The sequence below is a fragment of the Streptomyces sp. NPDC040610 genome (assembly GCF_055594065.1).
The window spans coordinates 115,188-127,296 of sequence record NZ_JBVIXA010000017.1; the positions used below are offsets into that span (position 1 = coordinate 115,188).

The window sequence follows — 12,109 nt, forward strand, 5'->3', positions numbered from 1 at the left end:
CACCACATGGCTACGCCTTTCGGGCGTGCAGCAGCAGGATGGAGGCGGCGCCCGGCACGGAGCAGGCGAGTCGGTCCAGGGCGCGCAGCGGCCGCGGCACGCCGTGGAAGGGCGCGCCCGCGAGCCGTATGACGTCGAAGCCGGACGCGGCCACGAACTCCCGGAGCGCGCGAGCGGTGTACAGCCGCAGATGGCCCACCACCTCACGCCCGGGCCGCCCGTGGATGCCGCGCAGGCTCACCTCGGAGAACACCGGCTGCACGCCCGCGAGCAGCAGCCCGCGGTTGTACCAGGCGGCGAGGTTGGGCGTGGACAGCATCAGATGGCCGCCGGGCCGCAGCACGCGGCGCAGCTCGTCGAGCGCGCTGTCGGGGTCCACGAGGTGCTCGATGACCTCGCTGAACAGGACCGCGTCCGCCGATCCGTCGGCGAACGGCAGGCCGCCGTCGGTGAGTTCGCCGCGTACGACGTACGGCAGGTGGCCGCTCGCGCGGCGCAGCGCGTCCTGGGACCAGTCGACGCCGACGACGCGGTGTCCGGCGAGCAGCGGCGCGGCGACGCGGGCGGCGCTGCCGTCGCCGCAGCCGATGTCGAGCACGACTCCGGCGCGCGTGCTCGCGGGGCCGAGGGCGGCGGCGAGCATCCGGGCCTGGCGCAGGCTGCGGGCGTCGCCGGACGCCACGGGCACGTCCGGGTTCTCGTAGAAGTCCCGCAGTTCGTAAGGTCGTCGGGCCCCGTCCGTCCCGTCCGTGCCCGGTGTCCCCTCCGTGTGCGGGGTGGTGCGTGTGGTCGTCATGAGCCGCCGTCCTCCGGGGTCGGGTGGAGGTCCTGCGTGGCACGCAGATAGTGCTCGAAGAGATCGCGGAGATGGGCCCCGTCGCCGTGGCTGAGCAGCGTCCGCGACCAGCGCAGGGCCAGGTGCAGTCGGCCCGCGGTGGACGCGGTCGTCACGGTGAGGCCGCGCGGCATGCGGGCGGGCGCGGAGAACCACACCGCCGTCGCAGCCCCGGCGTCCCCGAAGTCCAGGGCGTACGGCACCCGCCCGATGTTGCTGAGCAGGGTCGTCGACGTCCACGGACCGGCGGCCCTGCGCAGGCCGCGGGTGACGGCGGCCCGCATCGTCACCGGCAGGACCGGCGCGGTGAGCAGCGCGGCGCCGTGGCCGAGCTGCGGCCGCGACAGGGCCTTGAGGGCGCGGGTGCGGTCGGAGGTGCGGCGCAGCAGCGCGTGGATCTCCTCGGGCCCGAGGTTGTCGGGCCCGGACCGCCCGTCACCGCCCTGCGGCATCAACTCGCCCGCACCGAAAGGCACTTCGACGAGGCGGGTGCCGTTGCCGATGGGCATCGTCATGTCGCGCGGGCGGTCGTCGACGGGCATCGTGATGCGCAACGGCCGCGGCTTGGAGCCGTGTTCGTGGTTCCAGTGCGCGATCATCAGGGCGGTCGCGACCATCAGCTGGTCGTTGACGGTGTACGGCGCGCCCTTGGGGCGGCGCGGCACGGGCAGTTCGGCGACGAGCATGCCGTTGCCGGACAGACCGGTGCCGGGCACGGGCGCGGCCCCGCCGGGCCGGGCGGCCGGGACGCGCTCGGGGGCGCCGTGGGCGACCCGCGCGGGCGTGGCCCACGGCGACGGCAGCCCGGAAGGACCCTGAGCGGGCGTCCCGGACGCGGCGGGGGACACGGGCGTACGGGTCGGGGGCGCGGCGGGCGCGTTGTCCCGGCCGCCGTACAGCTCGGCCGCGGTGGCGAGCACCCGCAGGCAGGCCGGGCCGTCGAGCGCGGTGTGGTTGATGGTCAGGAACAGCACGCTGGACGTGCCGCCCGCGTCCGCGTCGGCGACGACCTCCAGGCGGATCGGCGGGGACGCGGTGAGCGGCGGCGCGTCGCACAGGGCGCGCTCCCGGGCCCGCTTCAGGGCGTCCGGCACCGGCGCCGGGAACGTGACCACCTCCACGTCGGGGCCCTCGGTCAGCTCCCACTCGTACCGCCGCCGGTACCAAGGGCCGCGCGCCTCCCGCACCAGGATGCGCGGGTGGCGCCGCAGCGCCTCGCCGAACGCCGCCTTCAGCCGCTCGGCGTCCGGCGTTCCCGGCAGGTGCACCTCGATGTGGACGGTCTCCGGCTCCTCCTCCTGGAGGCAGTGCCGGGCGACCTCGTCGACGACGGGGAACGGCACCCGGCGCGGCGGACGGCCGGGGCCGTCCGCACGCCGGGCCGGGTGTTGCAGGGCGGTCACGGTGCCTTGTCCTCTCCCGGGCGCGGGTCCTCTCCCGAGCGGGTACCCCGGCCGGGGGTCCCCTCATCCGTGGGAGCGTCGTCCGGACGGGAGTCCGCCACCGGTCCGGGCGTGTCCTTGCGGAGCGGGTCCGGGCCGCGGGCCGACAGGGTCGGTCCGGCGCTGTACGGGGGGACGGCCGGGGACGCGTCGGGCTCGGGCGCGCCGGGCGATCCGGGCGCGGCGGCCTCGGTCGCGCCGTCGCCGCCGTCAGGGCCGTCGGCTCCGTCGGTTCCGTCCCCGCGCCTGCGGTGCGGCAGCGGTGGCGCCGTCGGTCCGCCCAGGTCACGGTCCGGACCGAGCGGCATCGTCACGGCGTCGGGGGAGCCCTGCGGGTGGGGCGGCACGGGCGGGGCTCCGCCCGAACTCCCGGGACCGGCGGGACCAGCAGGACCGGCGAAGCCACCGGACCCGGCCGGACCACCAGGGCCACCGGGACCACCCGGCCCCACCGGACTGCCCACACCCGCGGCACTCCCAGGACCACCGGTGCGCCAAGGATCCCCGGCACCACCGGCACCCCCAGAGCCTCCGGCCCCAGCGGCCACCGCACCCCGTGCGTCGGCCCCGTCCCGCACGCTCACCAGCGCCGCGAACAGCGCGACGAACGCGAGGACTTGGGCCGTGTGCCCGAAGGCGCCCTGGTCCGCGGCGGCGGCCTCGCCCGCGCCGGTCGCGGCGGCGACGCCGGCCCCGGCCATGGCCAGGAACGCGACCGGTACGAGCAGCGTCTGCCGCCGCCAGGCGAGCAGCGCGAGGACGGGCACGAGCACGGCGAACCAGCCCGCGACGACCACGGCCACCAGCGTGAGGACCACCGTGCCGAGCACCGGCCCCGGCCCCGGCGGGGTCACGCCGGGCCCGTCCGGGTTCGGCTCGCGGCGCCGCACGAACACGAGGCCCACCAGGGCGAGGACGCCCACGCCACCGCCGATGAGCCCGGCCTCGTACGCCGTGGACGGCTCGTAGCTGAGCTTGATCGTGCCGCCCTCGCCGGCCGGGACGAGCCAGCCCTGCTGCCAGCCGTCGAGCCGCACCGAGCGCAGCTCCTTGCCGTTCAGGGTGGCCTTCCAGCCGTCGTTGACGTTCTCGTACGTCGTCAGGTACTGGGAGGCGCCGTCGCCGACGGTCACCTCGCGGCGGTCGCCGAGCCAGTCGTTGATCTTCAGCTCGCGGGCCTTGGTGACGAGCGTGCCCGGGGTGCCGCGGGTGAGGGAGACGTCGGTGACGGCGAGCGGGCCCTCGTCACCGGCCTCCACGCGGTGCTGTCCGGCGGCGAGGTCCACCGACGTCTGCTTCTTGTTGTCGTCGCACAGCGTCAGGTCGACGGGCCGCCGGTCCACCAGGTCCCGCACGGTGCCCTCGGCGCTCGTCGCGTACAGCTTGCCGTCGACCGACACCGCCGGGCCCTCGCCGCAGGCGAGTTCGAAGGTGCGGTCGGGGTCGGGCTGCTTGGTGCGGAACTTGTCGAGCGCCGGGACGTAGGCCTCGGTGAGGCCGACGGGCAGTTGCAGCTTCTCGTCCGCCACCGGGTTGTGCAGGGTGAGCGGCGCCGTCTTCGTGATGGTGATGTCGAGGCGGTCGGTGACGATCGGCGTGAAGCGGGCGTTGCCGTTCTCGTCGACACCGGCGGTCGCCGCGCCGTCCGGAGAGCTGATCTCGATCTTCTCGGGACGGGTGGAGAGACCGCCCGCGGGCGGCAGCACGATCTCGCCGACGGACACCTTGCCGGGCCACCGCAGATGGATGACCGGCTTGTCGCCCGCGATCCAGGCGGTCGTGAGATCGCCGTCGGTCAGGTTGCGCGGTGAGAGCCCGCCGAGTTCGGACGTCGAGTCGGCGGTGGCGATGATCTGCTCGCGCTGGTCGGGCGCCACCTTGTAGAGGAGTTCGTCGAGCCCCTGGCCGGGGACGGCGACCGCGCTCGCCTTGACCTTGTAGCTGCCGTCGCCCGTCGTGGTGAAGCGGCGGTGCAGCCCGGCCTCTGAGGTCACCGGCGACAGACCGGACTGGTCGGCCGAGCGGTGCATGGAGTACGTCGTGGCGTCGGCGTCCGCGCCGTCGGTGCCCGCGGTGTCGGCAGGCATCCGCAGCAGCTTGGTGACCTGCACCTTGGGGATGCTGATCTCCGAGAACCCGGCGCCGGTCAGGCCCTTGGTGGCGACCTGCGCGTCCAGGATGGTCAGCTTCAGCCACGAGGAGTCGCCCGGCTTGACCTTGACGCGCTGCGTCTGGCCGTCGGTCCGCAGGTACGAGACGGCCTCGCCCTGTTCGGTCTCCACGCGCACCTTCGTCGGCGCGGACCGCACGCCCTGCTGCGGCAGCGGCGTCACCTTGATCGACGACGGGATGGCGGTCTTCTTCGTGAACTCCGCCTTGATCCACTCGTCGTCCGGGCTGCCCGGGTTGCCTTCCGTCCAGGCCGTGTTCGGGTTGCCGTCGAAGGCGTTCACCGGGTCGAACTGCGGCAGGTGGAACAGCCAGTTGCCGTAGCTGGACGCCGTCACGGACTTGGCGCCGCGCAGCTCCGCGACGGTCTGGTGCTTGACTCCCTTGGTCGGCAGGATCTGCCGCGGCTTCTCGCCGCCGTCCTGGAGCGCGTCCGGCGCGTTCTTCTCGTCCTTGGTGTACGGGTACGAGGTGTTGGTGTTGACCAGGCCGAAGCGCGTGTCGGCACGGCGCAGCCCGTCACCGACCGCCTGCAGGGCGGGCGGCGAGCCGAGGCCCGGGTGGTTGTCGCCGGTCAGGACGGCCGGACGGTCCTTCATCTCCGGGTCGGCGGACAGCGGGAGCAGCGCCTCGGGGCCGCCGCTGACGACGGCCGTGTTGGCCACCGGCTTCAGGCCCGCCTGGCCGGGGCGCTGGGCGCCGTCGCCGGGCGCGTAGATCTCGACCGCGCGCTGGCGCGGGTACAGGCCCTCGACCTGCACCGGCGTGTCGTCGGCGATCCGCCCCCCGGTCTCGGTCGGCCCGAACCCGGTGACCCGCTTGAACCCGGACTCCTCCAGGGTGCGCTTGACGGTCGCGGTCGGGACGTAGCCGATCTGGTCGGGGTCGAGGTCGTTGCGCACGACGACGTAGTAGAGCCCCGCGCGCGTCAAGTAGTCGCGCAGGCCGGGGACTTGTCCGCCGGTCATCAGGGCCTGCTCGACGGCGTCCATGGCGCGCCGGTTGCCCTTGGTGCCGAACGGCACGTAGTCGCGCTGGGCCCAGCGGGACTCGGCGAGCACGTCGAGCGGCTGGTCGATGGGGGAGCCCCAGGTGTAGATGCCGTGCGCGGTCGCGGGCACGACCAGGGCGCGCGAGTCCGGGGAGTACTTGTCCAGCCACTCGGCCGTCGTGTCCCAGTAGTTCGGCAGCTTCTGGAACGAACCCGGCTGCAGGATCGAGCCGTTGAGGTACGGCCAGGCGAGCCCCGGAAGCACCAGGACGGCGGCCACGAGCGGCGCGTACCGCCGCCCGCGCACCGGCCGCGCCCCGCGTGCCCGCCCCGCCACACCCACCAGGTGGGCGAGGCCGAAGGCCAGGGCGAGCGCGAGTCCGGTCTGGAACTTGTAGATGTTGCGGAACGGTACGAGGCCGCCGTTCAGCCAGTCCTGCACGGTGCCGTGGAAGGGCGCGCCGAACACGCCGCCGTACCCGGCGAGGGTGACGAGCGCGACGGACAGGACCGTGAGCACCAGCCAGCGCCGCTCCGGCAGATCGCGCCGCGCCAGCCCGGCGAGGCCGAGGGCCGCGGCGAATGCCGAGCAGACGACGGCGATCACGGACGTCGCGACGGTCCACCCGGCGGGCAGCCAGGCCTCACCGAAGTGCAGGTACGCCACCCAGTTCCCGGCGCCGCGCAGCGTCTCGGTGGCCGACATGGTGCCGGTCGTGGTCGCCGAGTTCTCCACGTACGGCAGGAAGTTCTCGCCGTAGAAGCCGAGCAGGAGCAGCGGCACCACCCACCAGGCGGTGGCCAGGATGACGCCGGGCACCCACCAGGTGATGAGTTTGCGCTTGCGCGGGCCGTTCGGCCGCGACAGCAGATAGAGGGCCACGGGCAGCAGCGACGCCAGCGTCGACGCCGCGTTCACCCCGCCCATGAACGGAATGAAGAGCGCCGAGCGGAACGCCGCGATCCGCGCGGTCACGCGGTCGTTGGTCAGCGGGATGAGCACCCACGGCAGGAACGCGCCGGGCAGCGCCGCCGCCGACGTCGACCCGACCACGACGGTGAACGTCGGCCACAGCGCGTACACGACCGCACCGAGCAGCCGCGAGCCGCTGCTGCCGATGTTCAGGCGTTCCGCGAGCCGCAGCGCACCCCAGAAGGCGACCGCGACGATCACCGACATCCAGAGCCGCTCGGCCAGCCACACCGGCAGTTGCAGGAGGTCGGCCAGGGCGTAGAACGGCAGCATCGGGAAGGCGTAGCCGATGTACTGGTCCTGGATGCCGCCGAAGCCGCCCCGGTCGTGCCAGAGCTGGCCGAGATCGGAGAGGAACTGCCAGGGGTCGACGGCGACACCGAGCTTGGTGTCGAACGTCATCCGCCCCGGTTTCACGGCGAGGAAGCACACGAACACCACGGCCCAGAACCCGGCGAGCCAGCGCCGTGAGCGCGGCCCGCGCCCGGGTTCGGGCGCGGGCGCCGTCGGCTTCAGGGCCGCCGGGGGTGGGGACTGGACCGTGGTGGTCATGGACACCGCCTGAGGATGAGGAGGAGGTTCCAGGTGGCGACTTCGCGCACTCCTGGGACCTTCGCGACCGTTTCGGCCCAGAACGGCCAGTAGCGGGAGCGGGCCGAGACGACCGTGACGTCGTCGCGGGCCCGCACCTGTCTGAGCGTGGGTCCGACGTGGTGGGCGAAGAGGTTCTCGCCGAGCTTGTGCTTGGCGGGTTTTCCGGTGCGGCGCTCGTAGCGGGCACGGGCCCGCTCGGCGCCGAAGTAGTGCAGGGGCGCCCACTCGTGGCCGCCCCAGGGGGAGTACCAGTTGGTGAACGCCACGTAGATGAGACCGCCGGGCCGGGTGACCCGCACCATCTCGCTGAGGAAGGTGCCGGGGTCGTCGACGTGCTCCAGGACGTTCGAGGAGAACGTGACGTCGGCGACGCCGTCCGCGAGGGGCAGCAGATAGCCGTCGGCGACCACGGAGCCCTCGGGCGGCTTCGCGCCGAGTTCGTGCGGGTCGGGCTCGAAGAGGTAGGCCTGCGCGCCGCGCCGCTGGAACTCCTCGGTGAAGTAGCCACCGCCGCCGCCCACGTCGACGACCACCCGGTCCTTGACGGGCAGGTGCCGCTCGACCTGGTCGGCGGCGTCTCGGGCGAGCAGCGCGTAGCACTTCTCCGGCTCCTGCTGTTCGCGCAGGAAGGCCCGGAACAGGGTCACGGAGCGGCGCAGCGACGGGTCCCTCACGCAGACCCCTTCACCGGCGGCTCGTGCGCGGCGACGGCCTCCGCGGCCACCGCGCGGAACTGGCGCACCGTGTTCGCCCAGCGGAAGTGCGCGGCGCGCTCCGCCGCGGCCTTGCCGAAGGCCCGGCGCCGCTCGGCGCTGAGCGCGAGCGTGCACCAGTGGGCGGCGAAGGCGCTCTCGCCGTGGGCGAGCAGCCCGGTCACACCGTCTTCTATGGAGTCGCGTACGCCGGGTACGTCGAAGCCGATCGCGGGCGTCGCGCGCGCCGCTGCCTCGGTGACGACCAGGCCCCAGCCCTCGACGGCCGAGGGGTGCAGCAGCAGCCACGACTCGCACAGCAGCCGGTGCTTCTCGGCCTCCGGGACATGGCCGGTGAACTGCACGCCGGGTCCTGCCATCCGCTCCAGGCGCTCCCGCTCGGGGCCGTCGCCGACGATCACCAGACGGCCGCCGGTGACGGGGCGGACCCGCTCCCACAGCCGCAGCAGCAGATCGACGCGCTTGTACTCGACGAGCCGTCCCATGGCCAGGAACAGCGGTTCGTCGGAGCGCTCGTGCAGCGGCCCGGGCTCCTCCACGCCGTTGTGCACGACGCGGATGCGGTCGGGCTCGACGCCGAGGTCCTGCAGGGCCGTCGCGGTCGACGGCGACACGGCGACCAGGAGATTGCCGCGCTGGGCGCCCGAGAGGGCCCAGTGCTCCAGGCGCCGCCCGAGGCGCGCGGCCGGGGCGAGCGGTCCCTGGAAGCGCATCGACCACAGCTCGGTGTGGACGTGGTTGACCAGGCACAGGGTGGGGCCGCGGTGCCACAGCGGGGCGAGGTAGGGCATGCCGTTGCAGACCTCGACCAGCAGGTCGGTGTCGCCGATCTGGCGGGTGAACGCCGACCGGGCGCGCAGGTAGTGGCCGAGGTCGCCGCCCGCCGACACCACGCGGTAGTCGCGGTAGGCGGCGGGGCCGCCGCACAGCAGGGTGACCTGATGGCCGTGCGCGGTCAGCCCGTCGGCCAGCTTGTCGACAAGGAGTTCGGAGCCGCCTGCGGCCGGGTTTCCCAGGTCGCGGCGGGCGAGGAAGGCGATCCGGCGCGGCTGTGGGGGGAGCGCCGGAAGGGGCCACGCGGGCCGTGATGCGACCTGGCGCAGCGACGACGGCACGTGCTGGGGCATAGGTGCTCCAACTCGTCTCGGGGTGCGGAACTGTGGGGGAGTTCGGGTGGATCCGGGGTGGGGCCCGGTGGAACGGGTGGCGCGAATGGATCCGTGGTGCGAGGTGGTGCCGGGTGCTACGGGGTGGTGCGGGTGGTGCGGCCGGCGGTGCGGCCGGTGGTACGGAAGGTGCTGCCGGGACCGGGGTCGGTCCCGGCGTGCGGGGCGGGACTCCGGTGCTCCGGGGACGGAAAACACCGGGTGGCTTGCGCAGCCGTTGTGCTGGGACTGTGCGGGGACTGTGTCTGGGTGGAGTGGACAGTTTTCGCCGCACCGAACGGTGCGGCTACTCACCGGGGTGACAATTTCGGCCCTTCTTGACGCTGACGTCTCATCACATCGTGGTGGGTTGCAGGGAATTTGGGGACGTATCGGAATGTGGACCCATCGAATCCGGTCCTTCACCGTCCCTCCCCGAGCCGTTCGTGTCCGTCTTCCGGCCACGCAGCACGAGCACCCCGCCGAGGATCGCGAGCGCCCCGCCGAGAACCACGGAGACCAGCGGCAACGTCTCGCCGACCAGCTTCAGACGGGAGCTGTCGTCGTCCGCGAGGTCCACCTGCTTCTGCTGGGTCTTCTTGGTGAACCCGATCCGCTCGCTGTCGAGCAGCACGGTCACGTCCTTCTTGCCGCCGGGTGCGCGCAGCGTCTTGCGGGGGCCGATCGCCGCGTAGATGATCCGGCCCGTGCGCTGGTCGGCGACCAGTTCGATGCCGTGGTTGGCGTACCACTCCTCGGCCATGACCTGGCTGCGCCTGGGCTGGCCGACGAGGCGGCCGGGGACCTGGCGGGTGCCGGTCCTGGTGGCCTTCACGGTGCCGGTGAAGCGCAGGCCCTCGTAGCCCTGGATCTTCTTCTTGCCCTGGTAGGACAGCGGCACGGTCGCGCCGAGCGTGCTGTCCCACCACTGGTAGGTGCGCTTCTCGACGTCGAAGGGGAACTTCAGATACGCCTCCCCCTCGAAGTACGGCTTCTCGCCGCAGCAATGCACCGGTTTGTTGGTCTTCCGGTCGGTCACCCAGCGCTCCAGGGTCCACTGGAGCGAGTCGTGCGGATCGGCCGCGGGCAGCGACTTGTCGGGGTCGACGGAGGTCGAAACGTCCCAGATCGCCCGCCCCGACTTCTCGCTGTCGGCGACGTCGCCGCGCACCTGCCGGGTGATGGTCAGGTCCTGGCCGGTGACGGTTTTGATCTTTCCGGTGTCGAAATAGCTGCCGGTCCCCTTGAAGACCGTTATCTGATCGACATCAATGGGCGTGCGTTTCGCACGCGGCTCGACGTACCAGGCCAGCATCGGGGCCAGGACGAGCAGAAAAGCGCCCAGGCCGAGCAGGACCAGGGACAAGGGCGAAGCTGTACGGCGCATCCGGCGCTCCTGCCGTGAGGGCGAACAGGGGTCGGTCGGTCAACTGTGCTGGATTACCGACGAGTTAGGGCACTGCTGCGGTGCTGCGGCCGCCGGATTGCCCGAAATGCTGCGGCGCTGTTTCCACGGAGTTACTGGTCCGTATGAGCCGCGAACGTAGGCGGACCCTTGACGCAGTGTCAATGCGTTGTTGACACTGTCCTCCTGCGGAGCGGGGTGGGGACGACCTCCAGCAGAGAGGCTGACCCTGTATGCACCGACTGCTCGCCGCCACGCTGACCGTCGCGGCCGCCGCGGCTCTCGCCGTGGGCGCCGCCCTCGGCATCGTGGCGCTCCTGAACGCCACGCCCGACCAGCCGAACCGGCCGCTCGTGCACTACGAGTCGCCCGAGCGGGACCAGTGACCGACGTGGCCGCCATCTCCGAAAGCCTCTCCGAGAGCGCGCCCGAGAACATCTCGGACGGCGCTCCCGGAACCCCGGGCTCCGCGCACCAGCGCTCCGCCTGGCGCGATGTCCCGCCCCTCCAGGTGCGCAGATTCGCCGCGCTCGCCCTGGAGGAAGTGCCCATCCTCGCCCAGGACATCCTGCGCGAAATCCGGGCAGAGTACCCCGGCCTGCCGGTCGTTCTCGACGACTCCGGCGAGCCGATGGCGCTCATCGGGATCCGTCGCGCCCTGGAGGGCTTCGTGCAGCAGCTCGCCACCCGGGAGGGCCGGCCGCGCTACCACCCCGAGGTCTTCCAGGAATTCGGCCGCGGCGAGGGCCTGCACGGCCGCAGCCTCGACTCCCTCCAGGCCATCTACCGCCTCGGCGTCCGGCTCGCCTGGCGCCGACTGGCCGAGATCGGCCAGCAGACCGAGATCCCGCCCCCGGCGATGTACGAGCTGGCCGAATCCGGCTTCGAGTACCTCGACGGCCTGGTGGACCAGTCGGTACGCGGCTATGCGGAGGCCGCCGCCCGGCAGGCCGGTGAGCGGCTGCGTCTGCAACGCAAACTCATGGAGCTGCTGCTGTCCGAGCGGCGCCCCGACACCTCCGCGGCCTCCGCGCTCGGCGCCGAGAACGGCCTGGACGAGCGGGCCGCCCGCGTCGGCTGGCAGCTGCCCGAGCGGGTCGCCGTTGGCGTGCTCCTGCGCCCCGCCCGCGAGGCCGTGGCCCCCGCCGTCGGCGAGGGCGTGCTGCTCGACATGGAGGCCGAGCAGCCCCGCATGGTCGTGCCCGACCCGGACGCCGCGGGCCGCCCCGAACTGCTCCGCCGCGCCATGACCGGCTGGTCGGGGGCCATCGGCCCGCCCGTGCCGCTCGCCGACGCCGCCAAGTCGCTGCGCTGGGCGGAGGCCGCGGTCGCCCTGATGGGACGCGGGCTGCTGCCCTCCGGCGAGGTCCTGTACTGCACCGAGCACACCGAGGCCCTGGTCCTGCTCCAGCCCGAGGAGCTGATCGAGGACCTGTCCCGGCGCTGCCTCGCCCCCCTCGACCACTGCGGCCCGGCGCACGGCCGCCGCCTCGCCCAGACCCTGCTCGCCTGGCTGGAAACGCGCGGTGGCGCCCCCGAGGTGGCCGCCCGACTCGGTGTGCATCCGCAAACCGTGCGCTACCGGCTGCGCCAGATCAGGGAGCTGTGGGGCGACGAGGTCGACGACCCCGACCGCCGCTTCGAGCTGGAACTGGTGCTGCGGGCGCGCAGGCTGCGGGGGGAACTCGGGAGGGCGTGAGGGGGCGTCCGGGCCCGACGCTCCGGCCGGACCGGGTCGAACTCCCGGCTCCCCTTCGGCCGGACAGGAGTCGAACCCCGGTTCCCTCGGCCCGGCCCGGGCCGAACCCCGGCTCTCCCCGTGCGGCAATTCGGGCGAAGCCT

8 protein-coding genes are annotated in these 12,109 nt (G+C 73.2%); 2 read left to right on the top strand and 6 right to left on the bottom strand.

Going from position 1 to position 12,109, the window contains the following annotated elements; translation table 11 throughout:
• Window positions 1-10 precede the first annotated feature (10 nt).
• The 6 genes from ACZ6AA_RS36765 to pgfA all read right to left on the bottom strand — a co-directional run bounded on the left by ACZ6AA_RS36765 (window position 11) and on the right by pgfA (window position 10,249).
• Complete coding sequence (locus ACZ6AA_RS36765) at window positions 11-796, bottom strand: class I SAM-dependent methyltransferase (protein ID WP_471462838.1); 786 nt, start codon at window positions 794-796, stop codon at window positions 11-13.
• Window positions 793-2,238: a condensation protein gene (locus ACZ6AA_RS36770; RefSeq protein ID WP_471462840.1), complete on the bottom strand. Its 1,446-nt coding sequence runs from the start codon at window positions 2,236-2,238 to the stop codon at window positions 793-795. Before ACZ6AA_RS36770 ends, ACZ6AA_RS36765 begins: the two co-directional genes overlap by 4 nt.
• Window positions 2,235-6,962: an alpha-(1->3)-arabinofuranosyltransferase domain-containing protein gene (locus tag ACZ6AA_RS36775; RefSeq protein WP_471462842.1), complete on the bottom strand. Its 4,728-nt coding sequence runs from the start codon at window positions 6,960-6,962 to the stop codon at window positions 2,235-2,237. Before ACZ6AA_RS36775 ends, ACZ6AA_RS36770 begins: the two co-directional genes overlap by 4 nt.
• The gene (locus tag ACZ6AA_RS36780; protein ID WP_468449538.1) at window positions 6,959-7,678 is read right to left on the bottom strand and encodes a class I SAM-dependent methyltransferase; all 720 of its coding nucleotides are present in this window, start codon (window positions 7,676-7,678) and stop codon (window positions 6,959-6,961) included. Before ACZ6AA_RS36780 ends, ACZ6AA_RS36775 begins: the two co-directional genes overlap by 4 nt.
• Window positions 7,675-8,844: a glycosyltransferase family 4 protein gene (locus tag ACZ6AA_RS36785; RefSeq protein ID WP_468449537.1), complete on the bottom strand. Its 1,170-nt coding sequence runs from the start codon at window positions 8,842-8,844 to the stop codon at window positions 7,675-7,677. The genes ACZ6AA_RS36780 and ACZ6AA_RS36785 overlap by 4 nt, the downstream gene beginning before the upstream one ends.
• Window positions 8,845-9,217: 373 nt before the next feature.
• Window positions 9,218-10,249: a cell envelope lipid trafficking protein PgfA gene (gene pgfA, locus ACZ6AA_RS36790; RefSeq protein ID WP_468449536.1), complete on the bottom strand. Its 1,032-nt coding sequence runs from the start codon at window positions 10,247-10,249 to the stop codon at window positions 9,218-9,220.
• 251 nt (window positions 10,250-10,500) lie between these two features.
• Between pgfA and ACZ6AA_RS36795 the strand changes: the two genes are divergently transcribed.
• Window positions 10,501-10,653: a hypothetical protein gene (locus ACZ6AA_RS36795; protein ID WP_193560699.1), complete on the top strand. Its 153-nt coding sequence runs from the start codon at window positions 10,501-10,503 to the stop codon at window positions 10,651-10,653.
• A 50-nt stretch (window positions 10,654-10,703) separates the two neighbouring features.
• Complete coding sequence (locus ACZ6AA_RS36800) at window positions 10,704-11,966, top strand: PucR-like N-terminal domain-containing protein (protein ID WP_468450160.1); 1,263 nt, start codon at window positions 10,704-10,706, stop codon at window positions 11,964-11,966.
• Window positions 11,967-12,109: the final 143 nt, after the last annotated feature.